Origin of the sequence: Pantoea coffeiphila, assembly GCF_016909495.1 — a bacterium.
GTDB classification, from domain to species: Bacteria; Pseudomonadota; Gammaproteobacteria; order Enterobacterales; family Enterobacteriaceae; genus Erwinia; species Erwinia coffeiphila.
The window spans coordinates 529,799-547,439 of sequence record NZ_JAFBFW010000004.1 but is presented as its reverse complement, the minus strand read 5'-3'; the positions used below and the strand labels follow the sequence as shown (position 1 = coordinate 547,439).

The 17,641-nt window shown below is 56.5% G+C and carries 13 protein-coding genes; 10 read left to right on the top strand and 3 right to left on the bottom strand.

Features of this window, described 5'->3' with window-relative positions; genetic code table 11:
• Positions 1 to 75 precede the first annotated feature (75 nt).
• From purL to glnB, 5 genes are all read left to right on the top strand, one after another.
• Entirely contained in the window at positions 76 to 3,960 is a 3,885-nt protein-coding gene (purL, locus tag JOE09_RS15935; protein ID WP_205066455.1) for a phosphoribosylformylglycinamidine synthase, read from the top strand.
• Positions 3,961 to 4,659: 699 nt separating this feature from the next.
• On the top strand, positions 4,660 to 6,087 hold the full coding sequence (locus JOE09_RS15930; RefSeq protein ID WP_205066454.1) for an ATP-binding protein: 1,428 nt from the start codon (positions 4,660 to 4,662) through the stop codon (positions 6,085 to 6,087).
• A gap of 2 nt (positions 6,088 to 6,089) precedes the next feature.
• On the top strand, positions 6,090 to 6,830 hold the full coding sequence (gene qseG, locus JOE09_RS15925; RefSeq protein ID WP_205066453.1) for a two-component system QseEF-associated lipoprotein QseG: 741 nt from the start codon (positions 6,090 to 6,092) through the stop codon (positions 6,828 to 6,830).
• On the top strand, positions 6,827 to 8,161 hold the full coding sequence (glrR, locus tag JOE09_RS15920; protein WP_205066452.1) for a two-component system response regulator GlrR: 1,335 nt from the start codon (positions 6,827 to 6,829) through the stop codon (positions 8,159 to 8,161). Before qseG ends, glrR begins: the two co-directional genes overlap by 4 nt.
• Positions 8,162 to 8,298: 137 nt before the next feature.
• A complete protein-coding gene (gene glnB, locus JOE09_RS15915) occupies positions 8,299 to 8,637 on the top strand; it encodes a nitrogen regulatory protein P-II (protein WP_056238873.1) in 339 nt (112 codons plus the stop codon).
• Positions 8,638 to 8,718: 81 nt separating this feature from the next.
• Here glnB and hmpA read toward each other — a convergent pair whose 3' ends face one another.
• A complete protein-coding gene (gene hmpA, locus JOE09_RS15910) occupies positions 8,719 to 9,900 on the bottom strand; it encodes an NO-inducible flavohemoprotein (RefSeq protein ID WP_205066451.1) in 1,182 nt (393 codons plus the stop codon).
• A gap of 319 nt (positions 9,901 to 10,219) precedes the next feature.
• Here hmpA and glyA point away from each other — a divergent pair, with 319 nt between their 5' ends.
• Both glyA and JOE09_RS15900 read left to right on the top strand, forming a co-directional pair.
• On the top strand, positions 10,220 to 11,473 hold the full coding sequence (glyA, locus tag JOE09_RS15905; protein WP_105593206.1) for a serine hydroxymethyltransferase: 1,254 nt from the start codon (positions 10,220 to 10,222) through the stop codon (positions 11,471 to 11,473).
• Positions 11,474 to 11,595: 122 nt separating this feature from the next.
• Positions 11,596 to 12,732 (top strand): 3-phenylpropionate MFS transporter, encoded by a 1,137-nt coding sequence (locus JOE09_RS15900; protein ID WP_205066450.1) that lies wholly within the window; start codon positions 11,596 to 11,598, stop codon positions 12,730 to 12,732.
• Here JOE09_RS15900 and csiE read toward each other — a convergent pair whose 3' ends face one another.
• Positions 12,733 to 14,004, bottom strand: coding sequence for a stationary phase inducible protein CsiE (csiE, locus tag JOE09_RS15895; protein ID WP_205066449.1), 1,272 nt, complete (start codon positions 14,002 to 14,004; stop codon positions 12,733 to 12,735). It abuts the gene before it with no gap.
• Between the two features lie 169 nt (positions 14,005 to 14,173).
• On the opposite strand from csiE, the gene JOE09_RS15890 reads away from it, so the two are divergent.
• Positions 14,174 to 14,782, top strand: a complete 609-nt coding sequence (locus JOE09_RS15890) for a DUF1007 family protein (RefSeq protein WP_239553137.1) — start codon at positions 14,174 to 14,176, stop codon at positions 14,780 to 14,782.
• Complete coding sequence (locus JOE09_RS15885; protein WP_205066447.1) at positions 14,773 to 15,783, top strand: nickel/cobalt transporter; 1,011 nt, start codon at positions 14,773 to 14,775, stop codon at positions 15,781 to 15,783. Before JOE09_RS15890 ends, JOE09_RS15885 begins: the two co-directional genes overlap by 10 nt.
• 55 nt (positions 15,784 to 15,838) lie before the next feature.
• On the opposite strand, the gene suhB is transcribed toward JOE09_RS15885, so the two are convergent.
• Positions 15,839 to 16,642: an inositol-1-monophosphatase gene (gene suhB / locus JOE09_RS15880; RefSeq protein WP_105593211.1), complete on the bottom strand. Its 804-nt coding sequence runs from the start codon at positions 16,640 to 16,642 to the stop codon at positions 15,839 to 15,841.
• A gap of 175 nt (positions 16,643 to 16,817) precedes the next feature.
• Here suhB and trmJ point away from each other — a divergent pair, with 175 nt between their 5' ends.
• Positions 16,818 to 17,543, top strand: coding sequence for a tRNA (cytosine(32)/uridine(32)-2'-O)-methyltransferase TrmJ (gene trmJ, locus JOE09_RS15875; protein WP_105593212.1), 726 nt, complete (start codon positions 16,818 to 16,820; stop codon positions 17,541 to 17,543).
• The last annotated feature ends 98 nt before the right edge of the window (positions 17,544 to 17,641 follow it).

Below are 17,641 nucleotides of genomic sequence, written 5' to 3'. Positions count from 1 at the left end.
TCTCTATAATAGCGCCCGTTTTCCCTGTTGCGCCCAATGAAGCGTCGCCCGGCGCTTCGAGACGAGAGATCTTTAATGATGGAAATTCTGCGTGGTTCGCCCGCCCTGTCGGCATTTCGTATTAACAAACTGCTGACCCGCTTTCAGGACGCTCACCTGCCGGTGAGTGATATTTACGCCGAGTACGTCCATTTCGCCGATGTCAGCGCGCCGCTTGATGCGGATGCGAAAGCGCGCCTGCAGCGCCTGCTGAAATACGGTCCTTCTCTCGCTGAGCATACCCCGGAAGGCCGCCTGCTGCTGGTGACCCCGCGTCCCGGCACGATCTCCCCGTGGTCATCCAAAGCGACCGATATTGCCCACAACTGCGACCTGCCGCAGGTTCTGCGCCTTGAGCGCGGCCTGGCCTTCTATATTCAGGCTCCACAGCTGACCGATGCACAGTGGGGGGCTTTGGCCGCTCTGCTGCACGATCGCATGATGGAAACCGTGTTTACGGATCTGAATCAGGCCGAGCAGCTGTTCGCACACCATCAGCCCGCGCCGGTACAGAGCGTGGACGTGCTGGGTGAAGGTCGTGATGCGCTGGTTCAGGCCAATATCAAGCTGGGCCTGGCACTGGCCGAGGATGAGATCGACTACCTGCTGGCCGCGTTTGAAAAACTGGGGCGCAACCCGAACGACATCGAGCTCTATATGTTTGCCCAGGCAAACTCCGAGCACTGCCGTCACAAAATTTTCAACGCCGACTGGGTGATTGACGGTGAGCAGCAGCCGAAGTCGCTGTTCAAGATGATCAAAAATACCTTCGAGAAGACCCCGGACCACGTGCTGTCTGCCTATAAAGACAATGCCGCGGTGATGGAAGGTTCTCAGGTCGGCCGTTTCTACGCTGACCGTCAGGGTGCCTATGACTTCCATCAGGAAGACACGCACATCCTGATGAAGGTAGAAACCCATAACCACCCGACGGCGATTTCTCCGTGGCCGGGTGCGGCGACCGGTTCCGGTGGCGAAATCCGTGATGAGGGCGCAACCGGGCGCGGCGCGAAGCCAAAAGCTGGCCTGGTCGGTTTCTCCGTTTCTAACCTGCGTATCCCGGGCTTTGAACAGCCGTGGGAAGAGGATTTCGGCAAGCCGGATCGTATCGTTACCGCGCTGGACATCATGACCGAAGGCCCTCTGGGCGGCGCGGCGTTTAACAACGAATTTGGTCGCCCGGCGCTGAACGGCTACTTCCGTACCTATGAAGAGCGCGTTAACAGCCACAACGGCGAAGAGCTGCGCGGCTACCACAAGCCGATCATGCTGGCCGGTGGTATTGGTAACATCCGTGCCGATCACGTGCAGAAAGGCGAAATCACCGTGGGTGCCAAGCTGATCGTACTGGGTGGCCCGGCGATGAATATCGGTCTGGGTGGCGGTGCTGCGTCATCTATGGCTTCCGGCCAGTCCGATGCCGACCTCGACTTCGCCTCTGTACAGCGCGACAACCCGGAAATGGAACGCCGCTGCCAGGAAGTGATCGACCGCTGCTGGCAGATGGGTGAAGCCAACCCGATTCTGTTTATCCACGACGTCGGCGCGGGCGGTCTGTCCAACGCCATGCCGGAACTGGTCAGCGACGGCGAGCGCGGTGGTCGTTTCAATCTGCGCGATATCCTCAATGACGAACCGGGCATGAGTCCGCTGGAAGTCTGGTGTAACGAATCGCAGGAGCGTTATGTTCTGGCGGTTGCACCTGAGAGCATCGAACTGTTTGACGAACTGTGCAAACGCGAACGCGCTCCGTATGCGGTGATCGGCGAAGCTACCGAAGAGATGCACCTGTCGCTGGCCGACAGCCATTTCGACAATACGCCAATCGATCTGCCGCTGGACGTGCTGCTGGGCAAAACGCCAAAAATGACCCGCGATGTTGCTACCCTGAAGGCGAAAGGTGACGCGCTGGTTCGCGACAACATTTCCATTGCCGATGCGGTCAACCGCGTCCTGCACCTGCCGACCGTTGCGGAGAAAACCTTCCTCGTGACCATCGGCGACCGTTCCGTTACCGGTATGGTGGCGCGCGATCAGATGGTGGGACCGTGGCAGATCCCGGTCGCTAACAGCGCGATCACCACCGCCAGCCTTGACAGTTACTACGGTGAAGCAATGGCGCTGGGCGAACGTGCGCCGGTTGCGCTGCTGGACTTCGCTGCTTCCGGTCGTCTGGCCGTGGGTGAAGCGCTGACCAACATCGCAGCGACCCAGATTGGTCCGCTGACGCGTATTAAACTTTCCGCTAACTGGATGGCCGCAGCCGGCCACCCGGGTGAAGATGCGGGCCTGTATGAAGCAGTCAAAGCCGTCGGTGAAGAGCTGTGCCCGGCGCTGGGTATCACTATCCCGGTAGGCAAAGACTCCATGTCGATGAAAACCCGCTGGCAGGAAGGTGCCGAGCAGCGCGAGATGACCTCTCCGCTGTCGCTGGTGATCACCGCCTTTGCCCGTGTGGAAGACGTGCGCAAAACCGCTACGCCACAGCTGCAAACCGTGGATAACCGCCTGCTGCTGATCGACCTTGGTCAGGGCGTTAACGCGCTGGGCGCAACGGCACTGTCTCAGGTTTATCGCCAGCTGGGTGACAAACCTGCCGACGTGCGCGATGCGAAACAGCTGGCCGGGTTCTGGAACGCGATTCAGACGCTGGTGGCCGATGACAAACTGCTGGCTTACCACGACCGTTCAGACGGCGGCCTGCTGGTAACGCTGGCAGAAATGGCCTTTACCGGTCACTGCGGCGTTGAGGCAGATATTGCCGCGCTGGGCAGCGATAGCCTGGCTGCGCTGTTTAACGAAGAGCTGGGTGCGGTCATTCAGGTTGCAGCCGCAGACTGCGCGGCGGTTGAGCAGGTGTTTGCTGCCAACGGACTGGGCGACTGCGTTCACGTGCTGGGCCGTGCGGTAGAGGGCGATCGCTTTGTGATCACCTCCGGTGATTCCGCTGTGTACAGCGAAAGCCGTACCACGCTGCGTACCTGGTGGGCTGAAACCACCTGGCAGATGCAGCGCCTGCGTGATAATCCGACCTGTGCCGATCAGGAACACGAAGCTAAGAAAGACAACAGCGATCCGGGCCTGAACGTCAAACTGACCTTCAAACCAGAAGAAGATATCGCTGCACCGTTTATTGCCACCGGCGCGCGTCCAAAGGTTGCCGTGCTGCGTGAGCAGGGCGTTAACTCCCACGTTGAGATGGCGGCTGCCTTCCACCGTGCCGGATTTGATGCGGTTGACGTGCATATGAGCGATCTGCTGGCGGGCCGTCGTGGTCTGAGCGACGTTCAGGCACTGGTTGCCTGCGGCGGCTTCTCCTACGGCGATGTGCTGGGCGCGGGTGAAGGCTGGGCGAAATCGATTCTGTTCAACAGCCGCGTGCGCGACGAGTTCGAAACCTTCTTCCATCGTCCGCAGACGCTGGCGCTGGGCGTGTGTAACGGCTGCCAGATGATGTCGAATCTGCGTGAGCTGATCCCGGGTAGCGAAGAGTGGCCGCGCTTTGTGCGCAACCAGTCCGAGCGTTTTGAAGCCCGCTTCAGCCTGGTCGAAGTGGCGTCCAGCCCGTCGCTGCTGCTGGATGGCATGGTCGGTTCCCGTATGCCGATTGCGGTTTCGCACGGTGAAGGCTTTGTGGAAGTGCGCAGCGATGCGCATCTGGCACAGCTTGAGCAGAAAGGTCTGGTGGCGCTGCGCTTTGTCGATAACTTCGGCAACGTGACCCAGCAGTACCCGGCTAACCCGAACGGTTCTCCAAACGGCATTACGGCGGTGACTAACGAAAGCGGTCGCGTAACAATTATGATGCCGCACCCGGAGCGCGTGTTCCGTACCGTCAGCAACTCCTGGCACCCGGCAGAGTGGGGCGAGGACAGCCCGTGGATGCGTATTTTCCGCAATGCGCGTAAGCAGCTGGGCTGATACCTGTGTGAGTAGCCTGCTGTAAATCAGCGGGTTAATGGCAGGTTTGAAAAAGCCACTGTCCTTTGGGATGGTGGCTTTTTTGTCATTCACGTTGCTGACGTTACGGTGAACGAGGGACAACCCGTCTACGCCAGCCCCGAAACCAGCGGCCCCAGCCCACTGTTGCATTTCCCCGACAATCGTCCCAAATCACTGTCTCCAAACGGCGACATTTAACTCATTGATTTAAATGGCACGATTCGCACATCGCTAAAAGTGTTACTTTTCAGCGACACTCAGCCAGACCGGCTGGTCAAAACGCTCGCGAATAAAAGAGAACGGCATCATAAAAAATCACCATTTTATAATAAGTTAAAACATAATTTGAAAAACTGGCACGATGATTGCTATAATCTATTCAGCGGCTCATTCACCTGGTTATGACAGCCCTGCGCAAGCGGTCAAGTGCCCATAACGCCCAGAATGACGCACAAAACGGAGCCTGTCGTCCACCCCACCGATAATCGTTCACTCTGTGACGTTATCAAACATCGGACGCAACGTTGAGTTAGGCTCCACCTATTCAGCCTCGCTGCTCACCTGCAGCGTCGCCCGATGGCCGGTTCAGTGAACCGGCCATTTTCATTTCGTCGCCTGACTTTCCTCACAGCCCACTCTCCGCTAGCATCACTGATAACCTGAACAAGAGATCTCTCCGTGAAGAAATGGCGTCTGTTTCCACGATCCCTGCGTCAGCTGGTGCTGATGGCGTTTTTACTGGTGTTATTACCGCTGCTGGTGCTGGCATGGCAGGCCTGGGAAAGCCTGTCGGCGCTGAGCGATCGCGCTGCGGATACTAACCGCACCACCCTGACCGATGTGCGGCGCAGTGAAGCGATGGCGCGCACCGCGCTGGAGCTGGAGCGCAGCTATCGTCAGTACTGTGTACTGGATAACCCGATGCTGCAAAAGCTCTATCAAACTCAGCACAGCCGCTATTCGCAAATGCTTGATGCCCACGCACCGGTGCTGCCGGACATCCGCACTTACCAGGCGCTGCGTCAAAGCCTGACTCAGCTGAGCCAGATAAAATGCGACAACAGCACGCCGGTAAAAGCCGCCGCCGATCAGCTGGAGGCGTTTTCTTCCGCCAACGCTGAACTGGTACAAACCACCCGCGAAGTGGTCTTCTCGCGCGGTCTACAGTTACAGCGTGAAATTGCCGATCGGGGTCAGTATTTTGGCTGGCAGGCGCTGACGCTGTTCCTGCTCAGTCTCGGGCTGGTGGTGTTGTTTACCCGCATGATTATCGGGCCGGTGAAAGCCGTCGAGCGGATGATTAATCGCCTGGGTGAAGGGCAGCAGCTGGAACAGAACCTGATGTTTAAAGGCCCGCGCGAAATTCGCTCTTTGGGGCAGCGCATATTGTGGTTGAGCGAGCGGCTGACCTGGCTTGAGTCCCAGCGGCATGAGTTTCTGCGCCATATCTCTCACGAGCTAAAAACGCCGCTGGCCAGCATGCGTGAAGGAACGGAACTGCTTGCCGATCAGATAGCGGGTCCCTTAACCGCTGACCAGAAAGAAGTCGTCAGCATTCTCAATGACAGCAGCCGTCGCCTGCAAACGCTGATTGAGCAGCTGCTGGACTACAACCGTAAGTTAGCCGATGGCCCGCTGCCGCTTGAGGATGTGCCGCTGGCGCCGCTGGTTGAAACGCTGGTTGCCAGCCACAACCTGACGGCTCGCGCTAAGATGATGCATACCGAAGTCGATCTTCAGCTCGCCAGCTGTCGTGCCGAGCCGACATTGTTACTGCGGGCGATCGATAATCTTTATTCCAATGCTGTACACTACGGCGCAGAATCAGGCCGTATCTGGGTCCGCAGCCGCCAGCAGGGAGGCCGGGCAATTATTGAAGTTGCCAACACCGGCACGCCTATCCCGACCGCAGAGCGGGCGATGATCTTTGAACCTTTCTTCCAGGGCAACATGCAGCGGAAGGGGGCCGTGAAAGGCAGCGGGCTGGGGCTGAGTATTGCAAAAGACTGCCTGCAGCGTTTACAGGGTGATTTACAGCTGGTTGACAGCAAGGAAGCGGATGTTTGCTTCCGTATCGAATTAAATACCACCGCCGGGAATAACTAGTCATGCGTTTTTCACCTTTATCTGCTCTGTTGTCTCTGGATCGAACCGGCAAACTCGCTGCGGTGTCACTGCTGATCCCACTGATATCTGGCTGTAGCCAGGCGCCGGAGAAGAACAGCAATCTGACGCATGATTCCTTCAGCGATTCTGAACGCCGCGTTGTGGATTTCCAGGCGGTCTCCTGCGGCCAGATCTGGGCCTTTAACACCGCGCAGGTGGTCAACAACCCGCTCTACTGGCTGCGAACGATGGACTGTGCCCTGCGCCTGTCGCCTGCCGAAGCTCGCGCCGAAGCGCGCCGCTGGCCGGCGGATAACTGGCAGAGCCGGTTTAAACAGGCCGTACTGCTCAGCAACGGTAACGTCACGCCCATGGAACGCCGCCAGTATTTGCAGCGGCTTGATGATTACAGCTACGACTACCCCACTGCCGTACGCCCGTTACTGACCCTGTGGCGGGAAGGGCAGGGATCGCTGCTGCAACTATCCGCAGAGCGCACGCGCTACGCGACGCTGCAACAGACCAGCGATGCGCAGCTTGATGCGCTGCGCCAGCAGGACATCGCGCTGAATCAGGAACTGGCGGTGACCCGACGCAAGCTGGATTCCCTGACCGACATCGAGCGCCAGCTTTCATCACGCCGCTCGCCTGATGCGACCGACAGCAGCCACGCGGCGGATAAATCCGCACCGGACGACGCAACATCGTCCGGCAATAAATCAGAGGATGATGCAACGCCATGATAAAAAAATCAGCCCGGCTGCTGCTGGTGGATGACGACCCCAGCCTGCTTAAACTCCTCGGTATGCGCCTCAGCAGTGAAGGTTTTGCCGTCACTACCGCCGAAAGTGGCCCGGAAGCGCTGCGGGTGCTGGACCGCGAAACTATCGATCTGGCGATTAGCGATCTGCGCATGGATGAAATGGACGGAATGGCGCTGTTTGCCGAAATCCAGAAACGTCATCCCGGCATGCCGGTTATCATTCTTACCGCTCACGGTTCTATCCCCGATGCCGTTGCCGCTACGCAACAGGGTGTGTTCAGCTTCCTGACCAAGCCGGTGGATCGCGATGCGCTATATAAAGCCATTGATGAGGCGCTGGCGCATCGGATGCCAACGACGGACGAGTCGTGGAGCGAAAATATTGTCACCCGCAGCCCGCTGATGCTGCGTCTGCTGGAGCAGGCGCGGATGGTGGCGCATTCCGACGTCAGCGTGCTGATTAACGGCCAGAGCGGAACCGGAAAAGAGATCCTGGCGCAGGCGATCCATGCGGCCAGCCCGCGTGCGGGCAAAGCGTTTATTGCGATTAACTGCGGTGCCTTGCCGGAGCAACTGCTGGAGTCCGAGCTGTTTGGCCATGCGAAAGGGGCTTTTACCGGGGCGGTGAGCAGCCGGGAAGGGCTGTTCCAGGCCGCGGAAGGGGGAACGCTGTTCCTCGATGAAATTGGCGATATGCCGCAGGCGCTGCAGGTCAAACTGCTGCGCGTGCTGCAGGAGCGCAAAGTGCGCCCGCTGGGCAGCAATCGCGATTTGGATATCGACGTACGTATTATCTCCGCCACCCATCGCGATCTGCCAAAAGCGATGGAGAAAAAAGAGTTTCGCGAAGATTTGTTCTATCGTTTAAACGTGGTCAATTTGAAAATCCCCGCACTGCATGAGCGAGCCGAGGATATTCCGCTGCTGGCCAATCATTTGCTGAAGCAGTCGGCCGCGCGGCACAAACCGTTTGTCCGCAGCTTCTCCAGCGACGCAATGCATCGCCTGATGGCCGCCAGCTGGCCGGGGAATGTGCGCCAGCTGGTGAATGTGATTGAACAGTGTGTGGCGCTGACCTCGGCACCGGTCATCGGCGACGCGCTGGTCGAGCAGGCGCTGGCCGGAGAAAATACCGCACTGCCCACATTTGCGGAGGCGCGTAATCAGTTCGAGCTTAACTACCTGCGCAAGCTGCTGCAGATGACCAAAGGAAATGTCACGAATGCCGCCCGAATGGCGGGGCGCAATCGCACCGAGTTTTATAAACTGTTGTCGCGACATGAACTGGACGCTGGCGATTTTAAAGAATAATTTTCAGTGCCGTTTTCACTATCAATTATGGTAGTTTAGCTGCCTGAAAAAAGAGACAGACCGCGCCGCGTGACCTGTCCGGTGAAGTTAATCGTTGATTACCCGTCCGTTACCGGAGGGAAAAATAAGGGTCTGCTATGAAAAAGATCGATGCAATTATTAAGCCGTTCAAACTGGATGACGTGCGCGAAGCGCTGGCGGAAGTCGGCATCACCGGTATGACGGTAACGGAAGTAAAAGGTTTTGGTCGTCAGAAAGGCCACACCGAGCTGTATCGCGGTGCTGAATATATGGTCGATTTTCTGCCAAAAGTGAAAATCGAAATCGTTGTGGCTGATGATATTGTCGATACCTGCGTCGATACTATTATGAACACGGCGCAAACCGGTAAAATCGGCGACGGTAAGATTTTTGTGTTTGATGTGGCGCGCGTTGTGCGTATCCGCACCGGTGAAGAAGACGAAGAAGCGATTTAATCGCTGTCGTTCACTTGCGTAACAGGGCCTGAATATTCAGGCCCTGCTCATTTCTGGCGACACGATCGGCAGAAGGGTTGGTTACAGCGCTTTGTGCGGGCCAAAAACTTCATAATGAATACGATCGTGCGAAAAGCCCAACTGTTGTAGCTGCTGCTCAACCGCTTCCATAAAGCCTACCGGCCCACATAAATAATATTGCATGGCCGGATCGCTGAGCATGGACTCCAGCGGTGACAGGTTGATAAGTCCGTGCGTGTTGAACTTCTCTTTATCCTGAGCTGTGGGATGACTGTACCAGATATGCTGCGTAAATCGCGGCAGGTGCGCTCCGGTTTCCGTGACCTCTTTCGCAAAGGCGTGCGTGCTGCCGTTATCGGCGGCGTGAAACCACTGCACCGTCGACGGATGTCGGCTCTCCGCCAGCTGATGCAGCATCGCCAGCATAGGCGTTAGCCCAACGCCTGCAGAAATCAGCGTAACCGGTGTTTCCGGCTTCACGTCGAGGAAGAAATCTCCGGCCGGAGGAGCAACGCGCAGATGCGTGCCCACTTTCTGCTGATGCAGCCAGCTGGACATCGTTCCGCCCTCTTCATGGCGTATGGCAAGGCGATAGTTTTTACCGTTGGGAGAGCGGGTAAGTGAATACTGACGAATTTCTTTGTTTTCAAATGAAGGATCGTCCACCCACAAGGCGAGATACTGCCCCGCGCGATAGCTCGCGACAGGCTGGCCGTCGGCCGGGGTCAGCACAAAACTTTTGATTACCGCGCTTTGTGGGGTGATTTCGCTGATGACGAATTCTCGCGTTCCCCTCCAGCCACCGGGTTTCTGCTCGGAAAGCTCATAAATCTGCTCTTCACGCTGCACGAAAATTCCGGCCAGCACGCCATAGGCTTTGCCCCAGGCCTCAAGAACCTCTTCACCCGGATGCAGCATTTCATCAATGCTGGCCAGCAAGTGCGTACCGACAATGTTGTACTGATCGGGCCGAATGGCAAAACTGGTATGCTTTTGGGCTATTTTTTCCACGGCGGGGCCAAGCGCCGCCAGATTATCGATATTGCTGGCATAGGCGCAGACGGCATTAAACAGCGCTTCCCGCTGGTGGCCGTTGCGCTGATTGCTCATATTAAAAATATCTTTCAGTTCGGGATTATGGCTGAACATACGATCGTAAAAGTGGGCCGTCAGGCTTGGTCCGAGTTCAAGAATGGCGGGAATGGTGGATTTGACGATGGCAATGGTTTGGCTATCTAGCATAGTGAACTCCCTGATCTTATAACGTGTATTTCAAATGCATTTAATTGCCGAGAGATTGCATTGTAAATACCCACTCAAGAATCAGGGTTGTTTATCCGTGCTGATGGCGTGGGTTTGATGAACAAGCTGCAAGTTGATAATGAGCAAAACTCCGTAACCAACTGCTTGCAAAAATGATATCTAAGCCTTGCTGGCTCTGAAGCCAATCGTTTGCGCAAAAAGGCGGTCATGGCGCTATTCAACGGCTGGGTAACAGTTTAAACTGTTGCCCAACACCCCGAAGTTCCTTATTAAAAGTCAGTTGAGTCAGGAGATGCAGATGTTAAAGCGTGATATGAACATTGCCGATTACGATGCCGATTTATGGCAGGCGATGGAGCAGGAGAAAGTGCGTCAGGAAGAGCACATCGAGCTGATTGCTTCAGAAAACTATACCAGCCCACGTGTAATGCAGGCTCAGGGGTCCCAGCTGACTAACAAATATGCCGAAGGGTATCCGGGTAAACGCTACTACGGTGGCTGTGAGTACGTGGATATCGTTGAGCAGCTGGCTATCGACCGTGCTAAAGCGCTGTTTGGTGCCGACTATGCCAACGTGCAGCCGCATTCCGGTTCACAGGCGAACTTCGCGGTTTACACCGCGCTGCTGCAGCCGGGCGATACCATTCTGGGTATGAACCTGGCACACGGTGGTCACCTGACCCACGGTTCCCCGGTTAACCTGTCCGGCAAACTGTATAAAGTCATTCCTTACGGTATCGATGAAACCGGCAAAATCGACTACAACGAGCTGGCCGAACTGGCTAAACAGCACCAGCCGAAAATGATCGTAGGCGGCTTCTCCGCATACTCTGGCGTGTGTGACTGGGCTAAAATGCGTGAAATCGCTGACAGCGTTGGCGCATACCTGTTCGTCGATATGGCCCACGTTGCTGGCCTGATCGCTGCTGACGTTTACCCTAACCCGGTTCCACACGCACACATCGTGACCTCGACTACCCATAAAACCCTTGCGGGTCCTCGTGGTGGTCTGATCCTGGCTCAGGGCGGTGACGAAGATCTGTATAAGAAACTGAACTCAGCGGTATTCCCTGGCGGCCAGGGCGGCCCTCTGATGCACGTTATCGCTGGTAAAGCGGTGGCGTTCAAAGAAGCGATGGAGCCAGAGTTCAAAACCTACCAGCAGCAGGTTGCTAAAAACGCACGAGCGATGGTTGAAGTGTTCCTGGAGCGTGGCTACAACGTAGTTTCCGGCGGCACCCATAACCACCTGTTCCTGCTGGACCTGGTTGACAAAAACCTGACCGGTAAAGAAGCCGACGCCGCTCTGGGCCGTGCTAACATCACCGTCAACAAAAACAGCGTGCCTAACGATCCGAAGAGCCCGTTCGTGACTTCCGGTATCCGCATCGGTTCTCCAGCTGTAACCCGTCGTGGTTTCAAAGAAGCTGAAGTGCGCGAGCTGGCTGGCTGGATCAGCGATATTCTTGACAATATCAATGACGAAGGCGTGAGCGAGCGCGTGAAGAAGCAGGTTCTGGATATCTGCGCCCGCTTCCCGGTATACGCATAATTCGCTAACAGCTCCTTTACTGCGAGCCGTTGCACAGATAACGGGGCACTTTGTGTCCCGTTATTTTTTTATCTGTCCGCACGGTGTAGAGTACCGCCGAAACTTACTCTGTCGGATGGAACATGACGATACGATCGACGTACTGGCTGGGGCTGGGCTACTTCACTTATTTCTTTGCCTACGGCATCTACCTGCCATTTTGGGGCGTCTGGCTTGAGGGCAGCGGCATGAAGCCTGAGCAGATCGGTCTGCTGCTTGGCTGCGGCATGATCGCTCGCTTTACCGGCAGCCTGTTGATTGCCTCCCGCGTCACCAATCCTTCCCAGCTGGTCAATGCGCTGCGCCTGCTGGCGCTGATTACCCTGCTGTTCGCCCTGGGATTCTGCTTCGGCTCGCAGTGGCTCTGGCTGCTTTTCGTGATGGTGGGCTTTAACCTTGTGTTCTCACCGCTGGTGCCGCTGAGCGATGCGCTGGCTGCCACCTGGCAGCGGCAAATCGCGCTGCCCTACGGACCGGTACGGCTGTGGGGATCGCTGGCGTTTGTTATCAGCTCGGCATTGACCGGTGTACTGGTCAATCAATTCTCTTACCAGGCGATTCTGATGCTGCTGTGTGCAGGCTGCGGCGCGATGCTGGCCGGGATGCTGCTGCGTCCGGCAGTGATGCCGCAGGGCACCTCGAAGCAGGGCAGCCACGCTGGCTGGCAGGTGTGGCTGCAGATGCTGCGAGAGAATGCCGTCTGGCGCTTTATGCTGTGCGTGACGCTGATGCAGGGAGCGCATGCGGCCTATTATGGCTTTAGCGCGATCTACTGGCAGCAGGCGGGCTATTCGGCCAGCGTCGTGGGTTATTTGTGGTCGCTGGGCGTCGTGGCTGAGATTGTCATTTTTGCCTCCAGCAACCGGCTGTTTCGCCGCTGGCGCGCCCGCGATCTGCTGCTGCTCTCCGGCATTGCGGCGATTGTTCGCTGGAGCCTGATGGCAGCCACCACCGATCTGGGCTGGCTGATTGTGGCGCAGATCCTTCACTGCGGCAGTTTCACCGTTTGTCATCTGGCGGCAATGCGCTTTATTGCTTCCCGTGAGGGATCGGAGGTTATTCGTTTGCAATCTCTTTACTCAGCGCTGGCGATGGGCGGCGGCATTGCGATTATGACCATGGTCTGCGGCGTGTTATTCCAGCATCTGCACGGCGGGGTCTTCTGGGTGATGGCGCTGCTGGTGGTGCCGGCTCTGTTCCTGCGGCCAACGATCCGTTAGTCAGGATTCCAGCAGCGCACGGATGCTGCGCTGCTGGTGCTCGCCCAGCGGCAGCTCTGCGTGGATCAGCGGCGGCGAGAACAGCGGCAGGGTGGTGACATAGGGAGTGATCACCAGAGAAATTCCCTTTGGTGCACTGTTACGCTGATAATCGTCAACCGTCAGGTATTTGATATTCAACGGCAGCAGCGTTAGCTCACGCAGCTGCTGCTCAACGCAGCGTTCGAGTTCCTGGTCATAACCGGTCAGCAGCAGGACCTGCTTTTCCTGCAGGGCGTTCTCCTGCATCAGCCAGGCACCAAAGATAATCGCCGTCAGCCCCAGCTCTTCTTCAGAAAATCGCAGCGAGAATTGTTGTTCGAACTCAACCAGGGCGGCACGGGTCGTTCGCAGCAGGCGCGGATACTGACGCGCCACGTCTTCCACCAGGCTGTGATCGATGCCAACAGTGAACCGTACACGCTCCAGCGCCTGCGCCAGATGGCTGAACAGCTGGGCACAGAGTTCATCATGGCAGCTGAACTGCATACCCGATAGCTGCTGAAAACGTAGAATAAGCTGTTGAATCGCCAGCAGTAGCCGGGTTTCATAGTCCCCAATCGGCTGGCTGATGCTGGGGATGTGCAGCTGGCTAAACAATAGCGCCAGCGGGATGGCATCATCCGCCGAGGTTTGCTGATAACCCTGCCGATGCCAGCAGCGAAGGATCTCCTGCGCCAGTACGTATTCCGTTTTGGCACTCAGCCAGCTTGTCTGTTCAGGGTTAAAGTCCACCAGGCAGTCATGGGCGAGGGAGTACTGCAGGTATATCTGCAAAAAGTGGCGGTCGCGCGCGTTGAAATCCCGCATAAGCTGCCGGGAACAGTGCTGGATCAGCGCCTGTAAATTATGCTCATCATACAGCGCCTTGCTGACCTTGTTACGCTGCAGGTGGTTTTTGATCCTCGGGGTGAAATAGTGGCAGACAAAATCAGGCGATAGCCGCAGTGCACGGCGTAAACCGTGCAGCAGACACAGGCGCTGATTTAGCTGTGCGCCGATCAGCCGTAGTGACCCCTGTTGATCCTGTTCGATAATCAGCTGGTGATAACGCTGGATCTCCAGCGTAACCTCCGCTATATCTTGCCGGGCTACCGCGTCTTCTACTCCGTTCAGCTGGCAGTAAATGTCCAGCGTAACGTCAGGTTCAGGAAGACAAAGCATTAAAATGAGGTGGCAGCGCCGTTGCTGACGGGAAAAAACAGAAGTTTCTGGTGAGTAATCACTCGTCATCTGCACTCCCGCTAAACGTATCTAGTGTTAATCCTAGCCTGACTCCCTGCGGCTGTGGAGAGTCTGTAGACGTTTATTCGGCGCTTTTAAAGACAGGTCACAAAAATAATCGGGAAATCCTGGAATGGGGTTGAATTTGTTACGTTATAACAGATACATTGTTGGGCTGATGCTGGTTGTGGGTTCCGTACCGGCGGCGTGGTCGCACCCGCACAGCTTTATTGATATGCAAACCACGCTGGTCCACCAGGGTGACACTATTACCGGGCTGAGAATGCGCTGGGTGATGGATGAAATTACCTCCGCTGACCTGCTTTACGATGCCGCCGACGCTAAACCCGGTTCGGTTATCTGGAAGAAACTGGCGGCGGAAGTGATGGCTAATGTGCTGGGCCAGCACTACTTCACCGAGTTCTGGCATCAGAAGCAGCCGGTGAAATTTGAAAATCTGCCGCCGGAGTATCATCTGTCGCGGCAGGGCCACCAGGCTGTACTGGAATTCGTGCTGCCGCTGGCGCATCCGCAGCCGCTGAAAGGTCAGCGCTTTGTCTTCTCCACTTTTGACCCAACCTACTTTGTTGATATGTATTACGACTCGGAAAAATCGTTGAAAATCCCTGATGAACTGGCGAAAGAGTGCCACTTTGAGCTGAAAACGCCAAAACCTGATGCTTCGATGCAGGCGTATGCGCTATCGCTGGATAAGGCGGATGCGCCAGCGGAAGAGATGGATTTGGGCCGCCAGTTTGCTCAAACGGTAACGCTGGTATGTCAGTAAATATCCTGTCTATGCAGGCACGCAGCTGGCGGCAGCTGTGGCCGCTGTATCTGCTGATAATTGTACTGTTGGCCTGTGCGCTGCTGGTGTGGCAGTTCTGGCCGCAGATCCTGTTACAAAGCGTGCTCTGGCAGAAAAATCTGCACCAGCAGATGACTGCGCTGCTGCAACAGGTTGCCAGCCATCCTCAAAAGGCGGGGCTGACGCTGATGGGTTTCAGCCTGCTGTATGGCGTTTTGCACGCGCTGGGCCCGGGGCATGGCAAAGTCGTGATCGCTACCTTCCTGGCCACGCATCCTACCCGGGTAAAAACCAGCCTGCAGCTGACGATGATGGCCGCGGTGGTGCAGGGCGGCGTGGCCATTGCGCTGGTCACGATAATGCTGGTGGTTCTGAAACTCTCTTCGCGGCAGCTGCATCTCAGCAGCTACTGGCTGGAAAAAAGCAGCTATCTGCTGGTGGCCGGTCTGGGAGTATGGCTGTGCTGGCGTGCGGCCAGGAAGCTGATGCGCACGCTGCGGACTTCGGGCAAGACTGGCGGCATGACTATTCATCGCATTGTGCCAGCCCATCACCAGCACAGCGAAAGCTGCGGCTGCGGGCATCAGCATGTACCGGACAGCGCTCAGCTTGCCGCCGCCGTGGGCTGGAAAACGAAAAGTCTGGTAGTGATGTCGATGGGGATGCGCCCGTGTTCCGGGGCGATCATGATGCTGCTGTTCTCGAAGGTGATCGGGGTATATGGCTGGGGCGTACTGTCGGCGATTGCGATGGCGCTGGGGACGGCGCTGACCGTTTCCGGCATGGCGCTGCTGGTACAAATTTCCCGAATTCTGGCGCTACGTCTGAGCCGGGATCGTCCTGCTGCGGGCTGGCAGAAGGTCGCGCTGAACTGCCTTGCGCTGAGCGGAGGGATACTGCTGCTGGCGGCGGGTATCGTACTGTGGCTGAGCGCGCAGCCGGATATTTCGGGGGGCATCCGCCCGCTGTTTACCCGTTAAGCGGCGGGTATAAAAAAGGCCGACGTCAGGTCGGCCTTCGTGAGACGGGTAAAAATTAACGCTTCAGCGCTTCGCTCAGCTCTTCACGGATGTTAGCCAGGATTGATTTCACCACGCGCGGGTTACCGGCAACGATGTTTCCTGAAAGCATGTAGCCATGCGCGCCAACAAAGTCGGTGACCAGACCACCGGCTTCACGAACCAGCAGTTCACCGGCGGCAAAATCCCACGGCTTCAGGCCGATTTCGAAATAACCGTCAACGCGGCCGGCGGCGGTGTAGGCCAGGTCCAGCGCAGCAGAACCGGTACGGCGGAAATCTGCACACTGGGTGAACAGTTTGCTGACGATGTTGATATAAGGAGTGGCGTGCTGCTTCAGCTTGAACGGGAAACCGGTCGCCAGGATGGTGCCATCCAGATCGCGAGCGGTGCTGCCGCGCAGGCGGTAGCCGTTAAGCTGTGCGCCCTGGCCGCGAACGGCGCTGAACAGTTCATTACGCATTGGGTCATAAACTACCGCGACTTCGGTGCGGCCTTTAATGCGCACGGCGATAGAAACAGAGAAGTGAGGCAGGCGTTTGATGAAGTTGGTGGTGCCATCCAGAGGGTCGATAATCCACTGTATATCCTGGTCTTCACCGGCTAACTCACCACTTTCTTCAGTAATAATGGTGTGTTTCGGGTAAGACTTGCGAATCACCTCGATAATCTGGCGTTCCGCTTCGCGGTCAACATTAGTCACGAAGTCGTTGCTGCCTTTCTGGCTGGCTTCGACTGCGTCCGGGGTTTCATAGTTCTTAGCAATTACGTTTCCGGCCTTGCGCGCAGCGCGCACGGCGATGTTGAGCATCGGATGCATGTAGTGTCGTCTCACTGGATGTTAAAGAACGGTATCTCTTACTACCGCCAGCCTGCCGGTTTATTGGCCGCCGCAGTAGTTGGATATAAAACGGCGCGTACTATAGCAGGGAGAACGGCAAATGTCCTGAAAATATGATAGCATCGTTAAATTATTCCTCACACCTGACACTCTCATGCTGCAAAATATCCGAATCGTACTGGTTGAAACGTCCCACACCGGCAATATGGGCTCCGTAGCCCGTGCCATGAAAACCATGGGTTTAACAAACCTTTATCTGGTCAATCCGCTGGTTAAGCCTGACTCGCAGGCCATCGCTCTGGCTGCCGGTGCCAGCGATGTGATTGGCAATGCCACCATCGTCGATACCTTTGATGAAGCGATTGCCGGCTGCAGTCTGGTTGTCGGCACCAGCGCGCGTTCCCGTTCGCTGCCCTGGCCGATGCTGGACCCGCGTGAATGTGGCCTGAAGAGTGTGGAAGAGGGGCAGCAAGCGCCGGTTGCACTGGTCTTTGGCCGTGAACGCGTAGGTCTGACCAATGAAGAGCTGCAAAAATGCCACTATCACGTGGCGATTGCCGCGAACCCGGAGTACAGCTCGCTAAATCTGGCGATGGCCGTTCAGGTGATTACCTATGAAGTGCGCATGGCCTGGCTACAATCGCAGGAAACCGAAGCCGCCGAAGTCACCGAATCACCTTATCCACTGGTGGACGATCTTGAGCGTTTTTACCAGCATATGGAGAAGATGATGGTAGCCAGCGGCTTCATTCGCGAGGCGACGCCAGGACAGGTTATGAGCAAAATGCGTCGTCTGTTTACCCGTGCCCGCCCGGAAAAAGATGAGCTAAACATCCTTCGTGGCATGCTTTCATCCCTTGAAAAAAAGCGGGAAAATTGATTGGTTTTCATTTAAATCAATAGCTTAATACTTGAGTAAAACACTTGGTTAAATAGTTGAGTGTTTTACTCGGTTAAATACTTGACCAAATTACTCAG